Genomic DNA, 18,751 nt, shown 5'->3' on the forward strand with positions numbered 1-18,751 from the left:
CAACTACGAGGCTGCCGGCGGTCCGCAGGGGGCGGCGTGGGGGTGGCCGACGTCGACCGTGGACTGCACGCTCGCCGGTGGCGGGTGCGCGATGTCGTTCCAGAAGGGCGTCGTGGGGTGGTCCTCGGCCACGGGCTCGGTGCTCGTCCCGGTCGGGCCGATCCTGACCGAATGGACCCGGCTGGGCGGCGCAGAGAGCGCTCTGGGATACCCCAAGGCGTCGGCGACGGTGTCCGGCACCATCACCACGCAGCTCTTCCAGAAGGGCGAGATCTCCTACGACACCCGGACCGGCAAGGTCACGGTGAAGTAGCGCGCCGCCGTTCCTCTCAGCGTCCGTGTCATAAGATACTCAAGCCTGCGGTGCGCTCCGTCACCGCGACCGAATGAGTGGGCCCGTGACTGAAACCCGAGATCTTTTCGCCGCCGTCCCGCGTTCCGAATTCGACGTCCCCGGCACCAGCCGGGGTCTGATCGACGTCGTGCGCTGGCGCTACCTGCTGAACCTGCTCGTGCGCACCGGCGTCACCACGCGCTACCGCAACTCGGTGCTGGGGTGGACGTGGTCCTACGTGCGTCCCGCCGCCCAGTTCCTGGTGTTCTGGGTGGTCCTGGGGCTGTTCATGAACCTGGACCGCGGCATCCCGAACTACGCGATCTACCTCTTCTCGGGGATCGTCATCATCAACCTCTTCTCCGAAGCGTTCAAGAACGCCACCACGTCGATCGTGGGCAACGCACCGCTGGTCCGCAAGGTGTTCCTCCCGCGGCAGCTCTTCGCGGTGTCCGCCGTCATCGTCGCCTTCGTGCACTTCCTCCCGCAGGTCGGCCTTCTGCTGATCGTGTGTCTCCTCCTCGGATGGATCACGCACATCTCCCTCCTCTCCGTCCTCGCGATCTTCGCCGGCATGGTCATCGTGATGGTGTTCGCGCTCGGCCTCGGGCTGTTCTTCGGCGCGATCAACGTCCGCTTCCGCGACGCCGAGAACATCGTCGAGCTCCTGCTGCTCCTGGCGACGTGGGCCTCGCCCGTGCTGTATGCCTGGACACAGGTGCAGGATGCCGTGGTCGACAAGCTGGGATGGCCGCAGTGGCTGGTCGAGGTCTACATGCTGAATCCCATCACCCAGGGCGTGGAGCTCTTCCACTACGCCTTCTGGCGTCCGGTCACGTCGACGGCCTTCGAACTCCCGCCGGGGCTGGCCTGGAACACGCTGTGGACGTTCCTCATCGCGATCGGCACACTGCTCGTCGGACAACTCGTCTTCCGGCGTCTCGAGGGAAGGTTCGCGCAGGATCTATGAGCGCACAGACGGTCACCAAGCCCAGCATCATCATCGACGGCGTGCGCAAGCGCTTCACGCTCAACCACGCGTTCTCCCTCAAGGACACCGTCGTGTCCTGGATCAAGCGGCGCAAGCTCTCGAGCGAGTTCGAGGCGCTCAAGGGCCTTGATCTCGTCATCGGCGAAGGGGAATCGGTCGCGATCCTCGGCTTCAACGGGTCCGGCAAGTCCACCCTGCTCAAGCTCATCTCCGGCGTCATGGAGCCCGACTCCGGTCAGGTGCTCACCCGCGGTCGCGTCGCCGGTCTCATCGAGGTCGGGGCCGGATTCCATCCGGAACTCTCCGGTCGGGAGAACGTCTTCCTCAACGCCGCGATCCTCGGCATGCGCCGGCGGGAGATCGAGGAACGCTACGACGAGATCGTCGCCTTCAGTGAGATCGAGCAGTTCATCGACCAGGAGGTCAAGCACTACTCCTCCGGGATGTTCATGCGCCTCGCCTTCTCCGTCGCCATCCACGTCGAACTCGACGTCCTGCTGGTGGACGAGATCCTGTCGGTGGGGGACGCCCCGTTCCGGGAGAAGTGCCGGCTGAAGTTCGAAGAACTCATCGCTGCGGGGAAGACCCTCGTCGTCGTCAGCCATGACATGGAGATGGTGCGCGAACTGTGCACGCGCGGAATCGTCATCAACAAGGGTGAGGTCGCGTACGACGGCGACATCGAGGGCGCGATCGCGCTGGTGGGGGCGTGACCGCCTGGATCGAGCAGGCGCCGGCCCTGCTCGTCGCCCTCGCCCTGCTCGTCGCCCCTGGCCTTCCGGTGGCCCTCTGCGTCCGCGGGGTGAGCAGCGTCGTGAGGCTCGGCCTCGCCATCGGTGTCTCGCTCGGCATCGTCGCGGCCGCCTCGCTGGTCGCTCCGGTGCTGGGGTTGTCGTGGGGTCTGCTTCCGGTCGGTCTCGTCACCGCGCCGGTGTGGATCGTCGCGGCGGTTCTGCGGTTCTTCGACCGGGCGGAACCGGGCGACGTCCGGACCCGCAGCCGGGGAACGTGGATCGCGATCGGCGTCGCGTTCCTGGGGTGGATGGTCATCCTGCTGGCCGGGATCGGTCGACCGGACCACCCGTCCCAGCTCTACGACGGCCTCTTCCATCTGAACGCCGTCGAGTTCATCGCAGCCACGGGTGACGCGTCCCCGCTGCACATGACGATGGCGACGCCGAGCCTGGAGACCTCGTTCTACCCGACCCTCTGGCATGCGCTGGTGAGCCTCGTCCTCCCGGCCGCCGGCAGCGTGGTCGCGGCCACGAACGTCACGACGCTCGCCGTCGTCGCGCTCGTGTGGCCGGTCGCTCTCGCCACCCTCACGGCTGTCGCCTTTCCCCAGCACGCCCGCGCAGCGGTGTGGGCGCCGCTTCTGGGATTCGGGATCAGCGTCTTCCCCCTGGGATTCCTCAACTGGGGAGTGCTGTATCCCAACCTGCTCGGCACGGCCCTGATCCCGGTTCTCCTCGCCGCCGTGCTGCTCGCCTTCGCACCCGCTGCCGGCTGGACGCGCCGCACCCTCCGCATCCTCATCGTCCTGGCGATCGTGGGCAGCACCGGATTCGCGCACCCGTCCGCTCTGCTGGGGGCCGTGGCTCTTCTGGTGCCGTACCTGCTCTGGAGAGCATGGCGGCTCGCGGTCTCCGGTGGGCGGCGGACGCGCGTGCTGCTCGGCGTCGCTGTGGTGATCGGCCTGATCGCATTGACCGTGGTCTGGCTCGAGGCGAACGTGACGACCCACGAGTGGCTGCCCCGGCTCACGATCTCGCAGGCGCTCGGCGAGGTCGCTTTCCTCAACCCGGTGAACCGCAGCACCGGACTGCTGCTCGGGCCTCTCGCCGCGCTCGGCATCTGGCGGCTCGCGAAAGAGCGGATGTGGTGGGTCCTGTGGTCCTATGCCGTCAGCGTCGGACTGTACCTCGTCGCATCCTGGCTCCCCGTCCTGTGGCTGCGCAGCGCCGTCGTCGGCCTCTGGTACGACGACACCACGCGCGTGGCCGCGCTGCTCGCGATGTGGGGGATCCCTTTCGCGGCGATCGGCGCGACCGTCGTGGGGGACTGGCTCGCCGGCCTCTGGCGTGCGCGCCGACGGGCTCTGGCGCTCGCGATCCTGGCGGTCGTCGCCCTGGCCGCCGCCACGCACCTGCTGGCGATACGCAACGACCTGGGATACATGCGCGATGTGAGCTTCCGTTTCGATGCGCAGTCGCAGGGGCTCTCACCCGACGAGGCGCAGCTGTTCGAGCGCGCCGCGGAAGAACTCCCGGAGGGCAGCCTGGTGATCGGCGACCCGCTGACGGGAGCCGGACTGCTGTTCGCATACACCGGTGACGACGTGGTCTTCCCGCACGTGACGGGCCGGTACGGCCGGGACGCCTCGGTGCTGGCGCGGTACTTCGTGGACGGCGGTCCTGAGGTGTGCGATGCCGCCGAGCGGCTGGGCGTCACCCACGCGATGGACTTCGGCGACACCGTCCTGTATCAGAACCACTACACGACGTACGACGGTCTCCACGACCTCGACGATTCGCCGATCCTCACCGAGGTGGATCGGGTGGGGGACGCAGTCCTCTACGAGATCACGGGTTGCGACTAGCGTCCTTCTCGATCTCGGCGGCTTCCAGGAGTGCGATCTTCCGCGCGAGGAGCGTGAGCTGACGCTGCAGGGCGATGTTGCGCCGGTACTGCGAGTACACGAACGCGAGGAACATGACGATCAAGCCGTAGAGGACGAGGTCGGTGCCTCGGCCCACGCCCACGAGGCCGGCCAGCCAGCTCAGCCACTGGGGGAAGAGCACGGACAGGACGGCGACGACGACGAACAGGCCCATGAGAAGCCGCCGGATCGCCAGGTGGCTGTCGGCGCCGGTACGACGCATCATGAAGACGGCGAGGACGATGATCGCCGCGATGAGCAGGAACTGGATCCACATGGTCAGCGCACCACCAGGTCGACGAGGATGTTCACGGAGTTGAGCACGCTCTGGCCCTTCGCCTTCGAGTAGTCGGTGTAGAGCAGTTCCACGGGGTATTCCTTCCACGGCAGATCGGTACGGCCGAGTTCGAGGACGATCTCCGTCGCGTGGGCCATCCGGTCCTGCCGCAGATCGATGTGCTCCGCAGCGTCACGGCGGATGACGCGGAGGCCGTTGTGGGCGTCCGTGAGCTTCAGGCTCGTGGTGAGGTTCGTGACCCACACGGCGGTCTTCAGGATGACCTTCTTCATCCATCCCGGGTTGGTCCGGTCGTCGAGGAAGCGGGAGCCGAACACGATGGCGACATCCTCGTCCCTGGCGAGCTGGAGCATGCCGAGTGCGTCCTCCACTCGGTGCTGGCCGTCCGCGTCGAAGGTCACGATGTAATCGCACTCGGGGTGTGCCAGAGCGAAGTCGATCCCCGTCTGCAGGGCTGCCCCCTGACCGAGATTGACCGGATGCTGCACGAGGTGCGCCCCCGCCGCGGCGGCCTCCGCCGCCGAGCCGTCGCTGGATCCGTCGTCGACGCAGACGATGTGGGTGAAGTGGGGCTTGAGGCCCTCGATCACGCCGCCGATGACGCTGGCTTCGTTGTAGAGGGGGATCACGACCCAGGCGCGAGGATCGGCGGGGGAAGGCGCGGGGACGCTCGAGGACATGGTTCTATTGTGTCAGGTGTCGATTCGGGCGCCGGTCCACCGAACAGCAGGGGCAGGATGTCGAGGAGACGACGCGCCGTCATCGCGACACGGCTCTACACGCCGGAGGTGACCGCCGCCAGCTTCCGGATGGAGGCGCTCGCCCATGCACTGGCCGCCGACACGGATGTCACCGTGCTGAGCACGAAGCCGCCGCGGGACACGGTGATCGCCGATGCCCCTGGCGTGGTCGTGCGTCGCGCGCCGGTGCTCAGAGACCGCAGCGGAGCCATCCGCGGGTATGTCCCGTACCTGTCCTTCGACGTCCCCCTCTTCTTCCGGCTGCTGGTCCGACGCACCGACGTGATCGTCGCGGAGGCGCCGCCGACCACCGGGTTCGCGGCCGCGATCGCCGCCTTCCTCACCCGACGCCCGCTGGTCTACTACCCGGGCGACGTGTGGACCGATGCGGTCGCCTCGATGGACGCCCCCGGCCCGGTGGTGGCGGTCATGCGGTTCGTCGAGCGCTTCGTCCTGCGCCGCGCGGCACGATCGCTGGCGGTCTCCACGGAGGTCGCCGATCGGCTCGCCGCGATCGGTGGGCGACCGGAGCGTGTCGTGACGGTGGGCAACGGGATCGACACCGCGGTCTTCCGTCCCGACGTCGTCCCGCACGAAGCGGAGCGGCCCTACTTCGTCTACACCGGCACGATGTCGGAGTGGCAGCAGCCCGACGTCTTCATCCGTGCGCTCGCTCTGCTCCCGGACGAGGACGTCGAGCTCCGGTTCTTCGGACAGGGCGCCGTGGAGGCAGAGCTGAAGGAACTCGCTGCACGGCTCGCGCCGGGCCGGGTGCACTTCGGGGGACTCGTCGGCCCCGCGACCTCGGCCTCGTGGATCCGCGGAGCCGTCGGGGCGCTGGTGAGCATCGTCCCCGGCATCGGCTATGACTTCGCCCGACCGACCAAGACGTATGCCGCGGCCGCGGTCGGGACCCCCGTGCTCTTCACGGGTGCGGAGACCGGCGGCGAGGTCGTGCGTGCGGGGGGTCTCGGCGAAGCCGTCGCTTTCGACCCGGAGGAGGTGGCCGCGGCCATGCGGCGGCTGCTCTCCGAGTGGGCATCGGGCGGGACCGAGCGCACCAGGGCGGATCGGGCCGCATGGGCGGCTGACAACGCCTCGCTCGCCACCGTCGGCGCCCGCGCCGCGGAGGTCGTTCGCGGCGCGCGTCGAGGTTCGCGGAGCAACGCCAAGTAGAATCTCGTCAGTGCTGCCTCATCGCGCAGCGTGCAAGGAGCCCCGTGACTGAAACCTCCCGCGTGCGGATCGTCGATTCCGCCGATGTGTCCGCCGACGCCGTCATCGGCGACGGATCCTCCATCTGGCACCTCGCCCAGGTCCGCGAACAGGCCCGCCTCGGCGAGAACTGCATCGTCGGCCGCGGCGCGTACATCGGTACCGGCGTGGAGATGGGGGACAACTGCAAGGTGCAGAACTACGCCCTCGTCTACGAACCCGCCAAGCTCGGCGACGGTGTCTTCATCGGCCCCGCCGTCGTGCTCACCAACGACACCTACCCCCGCGCGATCAACGCCGACGGCAGCCTGAAGAGCGCTCACGACTGGGAGCCGGTCGGGGTCACCATCGAGCGCGGCGCGTCGATCGGCGCCCGCGCGACCTGCGTCGCTCCGGTGACGATCGGCGCCTGGGCGACGGTCGCGGCCGGCGCCGTGGTCGTCAAGGACGTCCCGGCGCACGCCCTCGTCGCCGGCGTCCCTGCCCGGCGCATCGGCTGGGTCGGCGAGGCGGGCGTCCCGCTCACCCGCGGCGAGGACGAGAACACCTGGGTGTGCCCCGCGACCGGGGCGCGCTTCATCGAGACCGACGGAACACTGACCAAGGAGACCGTGTGAGCGAGTTCATTCCCCCCGCCAAGCCCCTCATCGGCGACGAAGAGCGCGAGGCCGTCGATCGCGTCCTCCGCAGCGGCATGGTCGCGCAGGGCCCGGAGGTCGCCGCCTTCGAGCAGGAGTTCTCGGCGCACTTCGTGCCCGGCCGCCCGTCCGTGGCGGTCAACTCGGGCACTGCGGGCCTGCACCTCGGTCTGCTCGCCGCCGGCGTCGGCCCGGGCGACGAGGTCATCGTGCCGTCCTTCACGTTCGCCGCGACCGGCAACTCGGTCGCACTCACCGGGGGGACCCCGGTCTTCGTCGACATCGAGCCGGACACCTTCTCCCTTGACCCCGAGGCGGTCGCCGCCGCGATCACGCCGAAGACCAAGGGCATCCTCCCCGTACACCTCTACGGGCACCCGGCTCGCATGCGCGAGCTCGAGGCCCTGGCCGCCGAGCGCGGCGTCGCCCTGTACGAGGACGCGGCGCAGGCGCACGGCGCGTCGCTCGACGGTCGTCCGGTCGGCTCGTTCGGCGAGTTCGCCATGTTCAGCCTCTACCCGACGAAGAACATGACCAGTGGCGAGGGCGGCATGGTGACCACGGCGACCGACGAGATCGCCCGTCAGGTCAAGCTGCTGCGCAACCAGGGCATGGAGCGGCAGTACGAGAACGAGATCGTGGGCTTCAACGCCCGGATGACCGACATCCACGCCGCGATCGGTCGTGTGCAGCTGACCAAGGTGGACGGCTGGACGAAGACCCGGCAGCAGAATGCTGCCTTCCTCGACGCGAACCTGCAGGGCGTCGTCGTCCCGCCGGTCGCCGAGGGCGCCGTGCACGTGTACCACCAGTACACGATCCGCGTCCCCGAGGATCGTGACGGCTTCGTCGCGGCGCTGAAGAACGAGCACAACGTCGGCGCCGGCGTTTACTACCCGATCCCGAACCACCGCCTCCCGTCCCTGACGCACTTCGCGCCCGGCCTCGACCTGCCCGAGACGGAGCGCGCCGCGCGTGAGGTCGCTTCGCTGCCGGTGCACCCGTCGCTCAGCCAGGACGACCTCGAGCGCATCGTCGCCGCCGTGAACGCCGTCGCGAAGGCCGGTGCCTGATGGCAGACCTGCGCGCAGGTCTCCTCGGCGTGGGGATGATGGGCCGTCACCACGCCCGCGTGCTGCGCGAGCTGGACGGTGTCGAGCTCGCCGCCATCGCCGACCCGGGCGGCGACCCGCACGGTGTGGCCGGTGACCTGGAGATCCTGCCGGACATCGACGCGCTCATCGACGCCGGCATCGACATCGCCGTGGTCGCCGTTCCCACGCGATTCCACGAGGACGCGGCGCTCAAGCTCGCGGCCGCTGGCGTGCACACGCTCGTCGAGAAGCCGATCGCGCACACGGTGGACGCCGGCCAGCGCATGGTCGATGCCTTCGCCGCCGCCGGCCTGGTCGGAGCGGTCGGCCACATCGAGCGCTTCAACCCGGCGGTGCAGGAGCTGCGCCGCCGGATCGAGGCGGGCGAGCTCGGCGCCGTGTACCAGGTGGTCACGCGCCGACAGGGCCCCTTCCCCTCCCGGATCGCGGACGTCGGGGTGGCGAAGGACCTCGCCTCCCACGACGTCGACCTCACCGCCTGGGTCGTGCAGAGCGACTACGAGCGTGTGTTCGCCCAGACCGCCTTCAAGAGCGGTCGCGAGCACGAGGACATGATCACCATCACCGGCCGCACGGCGAACGGCGTGATCGTGAACAACATCGTCAACTGGCTGAGCCCGATGAAGGAGCGCGTCACGGTCGTCACGGGGGAGAAGGGCGCGTTCGTCGCCGACACCTCCACCGGCGACCTCACCTTCTACGCCAACGGCACGATCCCCCTCGAGTGGGAGTCCGTGTCCTCCTTCCGCGGGGTCTCCGAAGGAGACGTCACGCGCTACGCGTTCGCCAAGCGCGAACCGCTGCGCGTCGAGCATGAGGCCTTCCGCGATGCCGTGCTCGGGCAGCAGACCGACGTCGTCACCATGGAGCAGGGACTACGGACGCTGGCCGTGGTCGAGGCGGCCCTCGAGTCATCGCGGACCGCCGAGTCCCGGACCCTCTGACGTCCGGCGGGGTCGGCAAGCGCGGGTGGCAGGCCGGCCCCGGACGGACCTCTCACCGCTGCGCTGCCGGCCTCTCGGCGAGCGCGCGCGCGTAGACCTCGCGGTAGGCATCCCGCCGTGCCTCGGGGGAGAATCGCCGCGCCGCGTCCGCAGCGATCCGCGTCCGGCTCCACCGCTCGGGATCATCACGGAGGTCGAGGATCGCGTCGGCGACGGCTTGGGGAGTGCGGGGGCGCACCAGGCGAGAGGCTTCGCGCGGGAGGAACTCCTCGTGCCCGCCGGTTCCCGTGGCCACGACCGGCAACCCGTGGGCCAGGCCCTCCGCGATGGCCACGCCGAACGTCTCGGTCTCGACCGGCAGGACGAAGATGTCTGCGGCGAGCAGTTCCGAGGACAGCTCGGCGGGCGAAAGCTGACCCGCGAGGCGAACATGGCCTCCGACCCCCTCCTCCGCGGCTATCGCGGGCACGTCTGCCTCGAGAGGGCCGCTTCCCACCCACACCAGGTCGGCGTCGATCCCGCGTGCCCTCAGCAGCGCCAGGGCTCTGACGGCGATGTCCGGTCCCTTCCGGGCGACGAGTCCGCCCACGGCGATCAGTCGCATCCGGGCGGGGATCGCCCGGTCGGTCACGGCATCGACCGGGGTCATGACCTCGTTCCCGATGACGGTCGACGGGCGACGACGGTGCTGGTCGATCACCCGCCCGAGCGCGGCGCTGACGGCGACGGTCTCGGTGGGTCGAGCGAAGAGCGTCTTCAGCAGGCGGAGAGATACCGCGCTGCGCACGGAGGCGGGTGGTGTGACGAGCGCGGAATAGTGCTCGGTATGGACCCACGGCTGCCTGACGCGGACGAAGCGAGCGGGGATCAAGGCGGGCAACGCCATCGTGTGCAGCACGTCGTGGGTGTGCAGCAAGGCCTTCAGCGCGCGCACCGCCCCGGGGAACGTCGCCGGCTGCGCGAACGAGAAGGGCACGCGCACGATGCGCATGCTCTCGGCCTCATCGACCGGCGATCCGGCCTGGGCCGGCGGGCACAGGTGCAGCACCGTGACATCCTGCTCCCGGCGCAGCAGTTCCACGTCGCGAAGGTTGAAGATTCCCACGCCCTCGGCGCCGGGAGTGGGGAACCAGGGGGTGACGACGAGGACGCGCCGGCGGCGACCGAGGTCCGTGCCGCTCACGAGACGGGGGCCTCGACGCCGGCGAGGTCGGCAGCGACGGTGCGTGCACGCGCCGCCCAGGTGTGCTGGTGTCGCACCTCCTGCGCGCGCGCTGTGGCGGCGCGGAGTGCGTCGGGCGACGCGGACAACTCGTCGAGGAGAGCGGTGAGCGCGTCGGCGGTGTACGGGATCGCCCACCCGATGCCGTTCTCCTCGACGAAGTCACCTGCCAGGGTTCCGGCGGTCGCGACGATGGGCTTCCCGTGTCCGAGGTACTCGTACAGCTTCAGCGGGGCGGCGAACTCGCGGTACTCGATCGGCTCCATCAGCAGCGAGCCGATGTGCGCGTCCGCGTACAGCGGCTCCAGCTCGGCGCCCGAGCGGTGCACCACGCGGGTTCGCGGTCCCAGGACGTCCGAGTACCGATGCTTGTTGGCCCCCCACTCCGTCTCCCGCGTGCAGATCGTCAAGGTGGCCTCTGCGCTCGCCTCGACGCCGCGGACGGTCTGCTCCATCCGGTAATAGTCGTTCGTCCCGCCGACGTAGAACAGTCCGAGCCCGGCGGCGGGGGCGACGCTGTCGATGGCCTCCGAAGCCGGCGGGAGGGAGGCCGCCTGGGGGCGGTTGGCGATCGGCAGGTACTCGGCCATGCGCATCGAGGGCAGGTAGATGCGATCGACCGCCGAGCGGTAACCGCGCAGGTCAGCCCGGTACCGCCAGCGCAGGACGGACGCATACGGCTGACCGACGCGCTTCGCGTACTCCTCGAACTGCCAGTAGATGTCCCGGTAGAACAGTCCGACCGGGATGCCCGCGCGGCGGCACGCACGGAGGAAGGCGATGTCGCGCGTCAGGCTGGTCGCGGGGGTCACCGGTTCGCCGAGGCCGGTGGGCGTGGTCGCGGCCTCGGAGTAGACGAAATCGAAACGTCGGCCGTCGCGGATCGCGGTGCGCAGTTCCCGCATCCGGTCGCGGCGCTCGGCGTGTGTGCCCGAGACCTCATGGACGTCGTACCCGATCTCCTCGAACGCGCGGCGCAAGCGCACCGGACGGATGCCACTGGCGCTCACCGCGTCCGGGTTCAGCCGGAACGGCACATGGAAGATCATCGCGGGGCGTGCGGTCACTGTCTCGATCCTTCAGTCCTGCGGGACGATCGCCTGGATCGCCCGGTGCCAGATGTCGTTCTGCGGCTCGGCGGAGAGCTCGGCTGCGGACGCGTGCGACCGAGCCTTGAAACCCTCGACCTGCTCGGGGGTGAGTGCATCGAGCGCGGCGGTCAAGGACGCCGGTTCGAAGTCTGCGGTCACGATCCCCAGGTCGTGGTGTCGGAGGATCTCGACCATCGACGGCGTCGGGCCGATGACCAGCGCGAGCCGTGCCTGCACGTAGTCGAAGAACTTGTTCGGCAGTGCGAGCTCGTTGTTGGTGTTCGTCGGTGGCAGCACATGGATGCCGACGTCGTAGTCGTTGAGCGTCTCGATGAGCTCCGCGGACGGCACGGGAGGGAGGATCCGGATCCTGTCGCCCAGCTCGTCGGCGAGGGCCGTGAGGCTCCGGTAATAATCGGTACCCTGCCCGACCAGGTAGAGATCCAGCGTCGCACCGGAGGTCGACTGGGCCACCGCCCTCATCATGTTCTCGATCCGGCGACTCGGCTGGCTCCCGCCGGAATGGACGAGGCGCAGCGGACGGGACACCGGCGTCGGCGCGAGGTCGTGCAGCCTGGTGGCGTTGAGGACCACGCCGCCGTCGATGCCGAACTCGTCGCGATAGCGATCGGCGATCGTGCGGCTCACGGTGGTGGCGGACGGGATTTGAGCCGCCCACCGCTGCAGCTGCCACCGGTAGTAGGGCTGACGCAGCTTCCGCCAGGCGGCGCTGTTGTCGTGAAGCCCGAGCCAGTACTCGTGGAGATCCAGGTGGATCCGCTCCGGGGCGGTCAGGGCGAGTGCGAGGCCGACGGTGTCGAGGTCGTTGGCGAGCACGGCGTCGAACGACTGCCGACGGAGGAGCCGTCGCGCGCGGTGGACCGCCGGCGTGGTCCAGTAGGCGCTGCGGTAGAGGTGGGCACGGATGAGCAGAGCACGCAGCAGCACCGCCCACCGCGGTTCGGCCTCGGCCAGCTCGACGTGGGCGACGCTGGAGGCGGGGGCGGGGCCGTAGCCGCAGGACACGACGTCGGCGGTCTCGGACAGACGCGCGATCTGCTTCAGTACACGTGCATCCGACGCCACCTTCGACAGCGACAGGACGAGGACGCGGGGGCGGCCGGCGGTCATGCGTTCCCTCCGCCCGCGAGCCCGGCGAGCCGAGCCTGCACCTCGAAGTCGGCCACCGACGCGACCACCTCGTCGAAGGTCCCGACGCCGCCGACGACGCCGTTCTCGAGGTACAGCACCTGGTCGTAATCACGGATCGTGGCCAGGCGGTGGGCGATCGTCATGAAGGTCACCTCTCCCTGGAGGGCACGCATGGCTTCCATGACCCTCCCCTCCGTTGCCGTGTCGAGCGCGCTCGTGGCCTCGTCCAGAACCAGGACGAGCGGATCGGCGTAGAGCGCCCGTGCGATTCCCAGGCGCTGCTGCTGTCCGCCCGAGATCGCGAGCCCACGCTCGCCGATACGGGCGTGGATGCCGCCTGGGCGGGAGAGCAGCTCGTCGAGCTGCGCCTGTTCGAGCACCTTCCGCACCTGATCCTCGTCGAAATCGTCCGTCCACGTGAGGGCGACGTTCTGGGCGATGGAGGCGTCGAAGAGGGCGACCTTCTGAGGGACGTAGCCGACGCGAGAGCGCCACTGCGTCAGGACGTCATCGAGCGGCACGTCGTCGATCGAGATCAGCCCGCCGGTGGGCCGACTCAATCCGAGCGTTATGTCGATGAGTGTCGACTTCCCGGCTCCGGACGGCCCGACGACCGCGAAGCGGGATCCGAACGGCACGGTCAGCGAGACGTCCTGCAGGACGGCGCGCTCGGAGCCGGGGTACCGGAAGGTCACGTCGCGCAGCCGGAGCTCGCGCGGGTCGTCCGGCAGCGGGACCTCGACGCGCGCGACGGACCGCGCCGCCGGCGTGGGCTGCGCCTCTTCGTCGGCGACGCGCGACAGCTCGCGGATCACGTCCTTGGCGTAGACCTCATTGGCGGATGCCGCGTTGAAACTCGTCTGGATGCCGTTCATGGCGGGGATCATGCGGAATCCCGTCGCAGCGAAGAGGGAGATGGAGACCACTGCCGCGTCGATGCCTCCGAGCAGGAAGCTGGTGCCGCCGATCAGCAGGAAGCCGCCGATCAGCGCCGCCTCGAACGAGTACTTCGGCACGATCCCGAGGAAGGAGATGTTGGCGCGCGCGGTCGTCGCGCGGCGACGGAGGCGAGTGACCTCGGCGCCCACCTCATCGAGCTTTCCGCGGAGGGTGACCTCCTTGAGCGCCTCCATCATCTCGGTCATGACCGTCGCCACCCGATAGCCGTACTTCCGGTTGTGCTGGCCGGCGAGGCGGGTGCGGGCGGTGACGACCTTGAGCATCACCAGGGAGATCAGCGACAGGTAAACCACGGCGATCAACGCGGTGAGCGGCTGCGACAGGACCAGAACGCCGAGGACGGAGACGAACGTCAGCGCGTTGCCGGGGACCTGGGAGAGGGGGAGGATGAATCCGAGGTTGGTGTTGGCCATCGAGCCGTCGACGATCCGCGTGATCTCCGCGGTGCTGAGGGAGGACCGGTCCTGCCAGCTGCGCCGCGTGAAGGCGCGGAACAGACGGTTACCGACCTCCAGTTCGTACCGTGCGAAGCGCCGGGTGGCGAACCAGTGCAGGATTACGGCGAGCACGCCCTTGAGGATGAAGAGGGCGCAGACGACGACGACCACCCACACGGTCGCGGCTTCCGGGATCTCGCCGATCAGTGGCAGGACGATGGGTTTGCCGCTGGCCAGCGGCGTCACGGACAGGACGATCAGCCCGAGCGCGAGGGTGTCGAGGATCGCCAATGCCGCGGTGAAGATCGAGTACCAGGTGTAGAAGGGCTTCGCCCCTCGCGGCAGCACTTCGAAAAGCGCGACCAGTGTGTGCCACAGGCTCTTCACCCGGCGTCCTCCAATGCTGATCCCGCCGGGTGATCGTGTGGCCGGCGGCGAACGGCGCCGCACCCGAATGGCGGCGCCTCCGTCCCGGCGCATCTCCTGCTCCGGGGTTCACGGCCTCTTCCAGGCCTCTGTCAGAATAGCCGTATGCCTTTCGTTTCGACTGTGAGCCGCGTGCGCGCCGAAGGTGCCGCGGGAGCGACCCGGTGACGGCCGATCCGCGTCAGGGCCGCGCGCTGCTGTTGTCCTACTCCGACATCGAGACCGATCCGCGAGTGCGCCGTCAGGTCGATTGGCTGATCTCGGACGGATGGGAGGTCGAGACGCTCGGCCTCGGCGGGCATCCGTCGCCCCAGGTCGTCGAACACCACGTGCTCGGACCCGCTCCGCGCTGGACCACCACGCGATGGGGAACCCTTGTCGCGCAGTTCCTGTTGACCGCGCCGGCGCGATTCCGTGCGACGGTGACCAGCCGCATCCCCGAGGAGCTCCGCGCGCGTGTGCGGAGCGGGCGCTACGGACTCATCGTCTTCAACGAGTACGAGTTCACCCCTTGGGTTGACGACCGCCGCGATTTCACCCCCGAGGCTCTCGCCGGAAGACTGCATCTGGATCTGCACGAGTACCGGCGGACCGACCGTCGCCGCGACACGATCGGCGGGCGGCTCACGGCCGGGCACTACCGCTGGGTGCGCCGGCACATCGGAGATGCGGCGTTCACCAGCCGGACCGTCGTGTGCGCGCCCATCGGAGAGCTCTACGCCGAGGAGTTCGGCTTCCCCGCACCGGCGGTGGTGCAGAACGCGCCGCCTTTCGTCGCGCAGGAGCCGTCTCCGGTGGACGAGGGCGAGATCCGCATGCTCTTCCACGGCATGCCCAGCATGCACCGAGGGTTCACCGAGATCCTCGACGCGATGCGCACGCTCCCGCCACGCTTCTCGATGACGTTCATGATCATGCCCAACGCCTTCATGCACGGCTGGTTGCGCGATCAGATCGCCGCGCACCCGGCCAGGGACCGCCTCCACATCGTGCCGCCGGCCCCGATGCGGGAGATCGCCGAGCGAGTCAACGAATACGATATGGAGATCATCTTCTATCGGCCTCGGGAGAAGAACCTCGAGTTCGCGCTGCCGAACAAGTTCTTCGAGTCCATCCAGGGCCGCCTCGCGATCGTCGTCGCGGACGGGCGGACGATGGCGCCCATCGTCCGCGAGTGGCAGAACGGGGTGGTGGTGACCAGCGGGTACGAGGGCGACGACCTCGCCTCCGCGCTGCAGGGTCTCACCGCGGCGGACGTCGAGCAGATGAAGCGCGGTTCGCATGCCGCCGCAGAGCGGCTGAACGCCGCGGCCGAAGGACGCAGCTTCCTCGGCGCACTCTAGGTCATGCCCGGGGCCCCGGTGCGGGCGGGGGAGCGGGGGCGTTTAGACTTGTGTCCCGTGAAGATCGTCAGCGTCGTCGGGGCCCGCCCGCAGTTCGTCAAGCTCGCCCCCATCCACAAGGCCGCGAAGGCGGCCGGTGTCGAGCACGTCATCGTGCACACCGGTCAGCACTACGACCCGATGCTGTCCGATGTGTTCTTCGAAGACCTCGGGATCGGCGCCCCGGACGTCCACCTGGGCGTCGGCAGCGGGTCCCATGGCGTGCAGACCGGCGCGATGCTCGCGGCGCTCGACGCCGTCTTCGATGAGCACCGCCCCGACTGGGTGCTGGTCTACGGCGACACCAACTCCACCGTGGCCGCCGCCCTCAGTGCCGTGAAGATGCACATCCCGGTCGCGCATCTCGAGGCGGGTCTGCGCAGCTTCAACCGCCGCATGCCTGAAGAGCACAACCGTGTGATGACCGACCACGCCGCCGACATCCTCCTCGCGCCGACCCAGGTGGCCGTCGACCACCTCGCCGACGAGGGGCTGGCCGAGCGCACCGTTCTCGTCGGTGACGTGATGACCGATGTCCTCTTCGAGGTGCGAGACGAGGTCTCCGGGCGCCCGTCCGTGCTGCTCGAAGAGCTGGGCCTCACCGCCGGCGGGTACTACGTCGCCACGATCCACCGTGCCGAGAACACCGACGACCCGTCCCGTCTCGCCGAGGTCGCCACCTCCCTGGCGGGCCTCGACAAGCCGGTCGTGCTCCTCGCGCACCCGCGCGTGGTCGCCAAGGCCGCCGCGCACGGCATCGAGCTCACCCAGGGAACGCTCATCGCGCACGCGCCGCTCGCCTATCCCGACCTCATCGCCGCCGCGCTGTCCAGCGCGGGCGTCGTCACCGACTCCGGGGGGCTGCAGAAGGAGGCGTTCCTGCTGGGCGTCCCGTGCACGACGGTGCGTACCGAGACGGAGTGGGTGGAGACGGTGCAGCTCGGCTGGAACGTCCTCGCCAACACCGCCGAGGAGATCGCCGCCGGGGTCACCCGTCCTCGTCCCGCCGACACCGACGAGGCCCCGTACGGCGACGGACATGCGGCGGAGCGGGTGGTGTCCGAGCTGCTCCGCGCCGCGGGGACCACCGACGGCGCGTGACCGCCCCCGCTCCCGTGCTGCGCGAGCGCCGCGGCTTCCGCACCGATGTGCAGGGGCTGCGGGCGATCGCGGTCGGGCTGGTGCTCGTCTACCATGCGGGCATCCCGGTCGTCACCGGGGGGTATGTCGGCGTCGACGTGTTCTTCGTCATCTCCGGCTTCCTCATCTCCAGTCACCTGCTGGAATCGCTGGAACGACACGGGCGCATCCGCTTCGCGGACTTCTATGCCCGTCGTATCCGGCGGATCCTGCCGGCCTCGCTCACCGTGGCGCTGCTGACCGCGATCGCCGCGATCGCCTTCGTGCCGCCGCTCGCACTGGAGCGCGTGCTCCGCGACGCCCTCGCCACGATCCTCTACGTGCCGAACGTGTGGTTCGCGATCCAGAACACCGACTACCTCGCCGACCACTCGCCCTCGCCGTATCAGCACTACTGGTCGCTGGGAGTGGAGGAGCAGTTCTACCTCTTCTGGCCGCTGATCCTGCTCGCGCTGTTCGTCTTGTTGCGCCGGCGTACGGGGATGGTCGTCGCCGCGATCGCCGCGCTCGGCGTCGCGAGTCTCGTCGCCGGTATCGTGCTCACCCCCGTCAACCAACCGGCCGCCTTCTTCCTGCTCCCCACGCGAGCGTGGGAGCTGCTGATCGGCGCACTGGTCGGTGCCATCCTCCTGCACGGCGCGTTCCGCGTGCCGGCCTGGCTCGGCGCCGTCGGCGGATGGGCCGGCATCGCCCTGGTCCTGGCCAGCGCCGTGCTGTACGACGACGCCACGGTCTTTCCCGGCACGGCGGCGATCGTGCCGACCGTCGGCACGGCCCTCGTCATCCTCTTCGGCGCCCGTTCTCCGGCGTGGGGCCCCACGTGGGTGCTCTCTCTGAGGCCGATGCAGTTCATCGGTCTCATCTCGTACTCGCTGTACCTCGTGCACTGGCCGCTGCTGATCGTCACGCAGTCCGCGGTGGGGGAGGAACACCCCTTGCGCCTGCTGGTGAAGATCGGCCTCGGCATCGTGCTGGCAGTGCCTCTCGCGTGGCTGCTCTTCCGCTTCGTCGAGACGCCGCTCCGGGCACCGGGCTGGCTCACCCGCCGACGCCCGCGGTTCACGCTGCTCGGTACGCTCGCCCTCACCCTCGTGCTCGCCGCAGGCCTGACGGGAGCGGCGCACTGGGCCGCCGCACGCGACGTCGGCACCGGTGAGGCCGTGGCCGCGGCTCCGGATTTCCCGACGGATCCGCCCCGGGGCACCGGTTTCGTGCCCCGGAACATGACGCCGTCGCTCGCCGACGTGGCGGCGGATCTGCCCGTCCTCTATGCCGACGGTTGCCATCACAGCGTGTCCCAGGAGGAGGTGCAGGACTGCACCTACGGGGACGGCGAGACGTCCGTCGCGGTCTTCGGCGACTCCCACGCAGCCCAGTGGTTCCCCGCGGTCTCCGAGATCGCCGAGGAGCACGGGGGCATCGCGCTCTCGTCGTACACGAAGTCCTCGTGTCCCGCCGTCTCCACCACGGTGCTGGACAAGGACGTGCCGTACACCTCCTGCGACCGCTGGCGTGAGGCAGTCCTGGAGCACTTGGAGGAGGCCCCTCCGGCGCTGGTCGTGATCTCCAGCTACGCGCACTACGATCTCGCCGACGCCTCCGACGCCCAGGCACGCACGCAGGAGTGGGAGGCAGGCATGCGCACGACCGTCGAACGCCTCCGCGCCGCCGGTTCCGAAGTGCTCGTCATCGCAGACACCCCGCGATTCGAGTCGCCGCCCGCCACGTGCATCTCCGCGGACGTCCTGGACACCACCCGGTGCGACGGCGCGCGCGACGAGGTCCTCGACGCTGCGTTCACCGCCGCGGAGAAGCGTTCCGTCACGGCGGCGGGCGGCGTGTACGTCGACCTCACCGACTATGTGTGCGATGACAGCGTGTGCCCCGTGATCATCGACGACCTGCTCGTCTACCGCGATGTGAACCATCTGACCACGGCCTTCGTGTCGTACCTCGCCCCTGCCCTCGAGGAGCCGTTCCTCGCCGCACTCGGCGCCCGGGGCTGAA

The 18,751-nt window shown here is 69.4% G+C and carries 17 protein-coding genes; 11 read left to right on the plus strand and 6 right to left on the minus strand.

Going from position 1 to position 18,751, the window contains the following annotated elements; translation table 11 throughout:
• From KZC57_RS15440 to KZC57_RS15455, 4 genes are all read left to right on the plus strand, one after another.
• Nucleotides 1-313, plus strand: a 313-nt coding sequence (locus KZC57_RS15440; protein WP_374206616.1) for an LGFP repeat-containing protein, incomplete at its 5' end; no start/stop codon positions are given.
• An 85-nt stretch (nucleotides 314-398) separates the two neighbouring features.
• Complete coding sequence (locus tag KZC57_RS15445) at nucleotides 399-1,304, plus strand: ABC transporter permease (protein WP_231919597.1); 906 nt, start codon at nucleotides 399-401, stop codon at nucleotides 1,302-1,304.
• On the plus strand, nucleotides 1,301-2,038 hold the full coding sequence (locus KZC57_RS15450) for an ABC transporter ATP-binding protein (RefSeq protein ID WP_060923406.1): 738 nt from the start codon (nucleotides 1,301-1,303) through the stop codon (nucleotides 2,036-2,038). Before KZC57_RS15445 ends, KZC57_RS15450 begins: the two co-directional genes overlap by 4 nt.
• Entirely contained in the window at nucleotides 2,035-3,924 is a 1,890-nt protein-coding gene (locus KZC57_RS15455; RefSeq protein WP_247642140.1) for a DUF6541 family protein, read from the plus strand. The genes KZC57_RS15450 and KZC57_RS15455 overlap by 4 nt, the downstream gene beginning before the upstream one ends.
• On the opposite strand, the gene KZC57_RS15460 is transcribed toward KZC57_RS15455, so the two are convergent.
• Nucleotides 3,908-4,261: a DUF2304 domain-containing protein gene (locus tag KZC57_RS15460; protein ID WP_060923404.1), complete on the minus strand. Its 354-nt coding sequence runs from the start codon at nucleotides 4,259-4,261 to the stop codon at nucleotides 3,908-3,910. The genes KZC57_RS15455 and KZC57_RS15460 overlap by 17 nt on opposite strands.
• A 2-nt stretch (nucleotides 4,262-4,263) precedes the next feature.
• Nucleotides 4,264-4,962, minus strand: a complete 699-nt coding sequence (locus KZC57_RS15465) for a glycosyltransferase family 2 protein (RefSeq protein ID WP_060923403.1) — start codon at nucleotides 4,960-4,962, stop codon at nucleotides 4,264-4,266.
• Between the two features lie 57 nt (nucleotides 4,963-5,019).
• On the opposite strand from KZC57_RS15465, the gene KZC57_RS15470 reads away from it, so the two are divergent.
• The 4 genes from KZC57_RS15470 to KZC57_RS15485 are packed head-to-tail and all read left to right on the plus strand — an operon-like array spanning nucleotide 5,020 to nucleotide 8,934.
• Nucleotides 5,020-6,198, plus strand: coding sequence for a glycosyltransferase family 4 protein (locus KZC57_RS15470; protein WP_060923402.1), 1,179 nt, complete (start codon nucleotides 5,020-5,022; stop codon nucleotides 6,196-6,198).
• A gap of 44 nt (nucleotides 6,199-6,242) precedes the next feature.
• On the plus strand, nucleotides 6,243-6,854 hold the full coding sequence (locus KZC57_RS15475; protein ID WP_231919598.1) for an acyltransferase: 612 nt from the start codon (nucleotides 6,243-6,245) through the stop codon (nucleotides 6,852-6,854).
• Entirely contained in the window at nucleotides 6,851-7,948 is a 1,098-nt protein-coding gene (locus KZC57_RS15480; RefSeq protein ID WP_060921748.1) for a DegT/DnrJ/EryC1/StrS aminotransferase family protein, read from the plus strand. The genes KZC57_RS15475 and KZC57_RS15480 overlap by 4 nt, the downstream gene beginning before the upstream one ends.
• Nucleotides 7,948-8,934 (plus strand): Gfo/Idh/MocA family protein, encoded by a 987-nt coding sequence (locus tag KZC57_RS15485; RefSeq protein WP_060921747.1) that lies wholly within the window; start codon nucleotides 7,948-7,950, stop codon nucleotides 8,932-8,934. The genes KZC57_RS15480 and KZC57_RS15485 overlap by 1 nt, the downstream gene beginning before the upstream one ends.
• A gap of 52 nt (nucleotides 8,935-8,986) precedes the next feature.
• Here the strand turns inward: KZC57_RS15485 and KZC57_RS15490 are convergent, their stop codons facing one another.
• Genes KZC57_RS15490 through KZC57_RS15505 form a run of 4 tightly spaced genes read right to left on the minus strand, consistent with a single transcriptional unit; the run spans nucleotide 8,987 to nucleotide 14,183 of the window.
• Complete coding sequence (locus tag KZC57_RS15490; protein ID WP_247642141.1) at nucleotides 8,987-10,117, minus strand: glycosyltransferase family 4 protein; 1,131 nt, start codon at nucleotides 10,115-10,117, stop codon at nucleotides 8,987-8,989.
• A complete protein-coding gene (locus tag KZC57_RS16550) occupies nucleotides 10,114-11,223 on the minus strand; it encodes a glycosyltransferase (RefSeq protein ID WP_247642142.1) in 1,110 nt (369 codons plus the stop codon). Before KZC57_RS16550 ends, KZC57_RS15490 begins: the two co-directional genes overlap by 4 nt.
• Nucleotides 11,224-11,235: 12 nt before the next feature.
• Nucleotides 11,236-12,378: a glycosyltransferase gene (locus KZC57_RS15500; protein ID WP_060921744.1), complete on the minus strand. Its 1,143-nt coding sequence runs from the start codon at nucleotides 12,376-12,378 to the stop codon at nucleotides 11,236-11,238.
• The gene (locus KZC57_RS15505; RefSeq protein WP_060921743.1) at nucleotides 12,375-14,183 is read right to left on the minus strand and encodes an ABC transporter ATP-binding protein; all 1,809 of its coding nucleotides are present in this window, start codon (nucleotides 14,181-14,183) and stop codon (nucleotides 12,375-12,377) included. The genes KZC57_RS15500 and KZC57_RS15505 overlap by 4 nt, the downstream gene beginning before the upstream one ends.
• Before the next feature lie 203 nt (nucleotides 14,184-14,386).
• Here KZC57_RS15505 and KZC57_RS15510 point away from each other — a divergent pair, with 203 nt between their 5' ends.
• The 3 genes from KZC57_RS15510 to KZC57_RS15520 are packed head-to-tail and all read left to right on the plus strand — an operon-like array spanning nucleotide 14,387 to nucleotide 18,750.
• Complete coding sequence (locus tag KZC57_RS15510) at nucleotides 14,387-15,565, plus strand: hypothetical protein (RefSeq protein ID WP_247642143.1); 1,179 nt, start codon at nucleotides 14,387-14,389, stop codon at nucleotides 15,563-15,565.
• 57 nt (nucleotides 15,566-15,622) lie between these two features.
• A complete protein-coding gene (wecB, locus tag KZC57_RS15515; RefSeq protein ID WP_247642144.1) occupies nucleotides 15,623-16,705 on the plus strand; it encodes a non-hydrolyzing UDP-N-acetylglucosamine 2-epimerase in 1,083 nt (360 codons plus the stop codon).
• A complete protein-coding gene (locus tag KZC57_RS15520; RefSeq protein ID WP_247642145.1) occupies nucleotides 16,702-18,750 on the plus strand; it encodes an acyltransferase family protein in 2,049 nt (682 codons plus the stop codon). Before wecB ends, KZC57_RS15520 begins: the two co-directional genes overlap by 4 nt.
• Nucleotide 18,751: the final 1 nt, after the last annotated feature.

The sequence above is a fragment of the Microbacterium sp. KSW4-4 genome (assembly GCF_023091185.1).
GTDB lineage: Bacteria > Actinomycetota > Actinomycetes > Actinomycetales > Microbacteriaceae > Microbacterium > Microbacterium paraoxydans.

Coding starts and splice junctions, on each gene's coding strand:
- KZC57_RS15450 (WP_060923406.1), top strand. CDS start 1,301: ATGAGCGCACAGACGGTCACCAAGCCCAGCATCATCATCGACGGCGTG.
- KZC57_RS15460 (WP_060923404.1), bottom strand. CDS start 4,261: ATGTGGATCCAGTTCCTGCTCATCGCGGCGATCATCGTCCTCGCCGTC.
- KZC57_RS15465 (WP_060923403.1), bottom strand. CDS start 4,962: ATGTCCTCGAGCGTCCCCGCGCCTTCCCCCGCCGATCCTCGCGCCTGG.
- KZC57_RS15470 (WP_060923402.1), top strand. CDS start 5,020: ATGTCGAGGAGACGACGCGCCGTCATCGCGACACGGCTCTACACGCCG.
- KZC57_RS15485 (WP_060921747.1), top strand. CDS start 7,948: ATGGCAGACCTGCGCGCAGGTCTCCTCGGCGTGGGGATGATGGGCCGT.
- KZC57_RS15500 (WP_060921744.1), bottom strand. CDS start 12,378: ATGACCGCCGGCCGCCCCCGCGTCCTCGTCCTGTCGCTGTCGAAGGTG.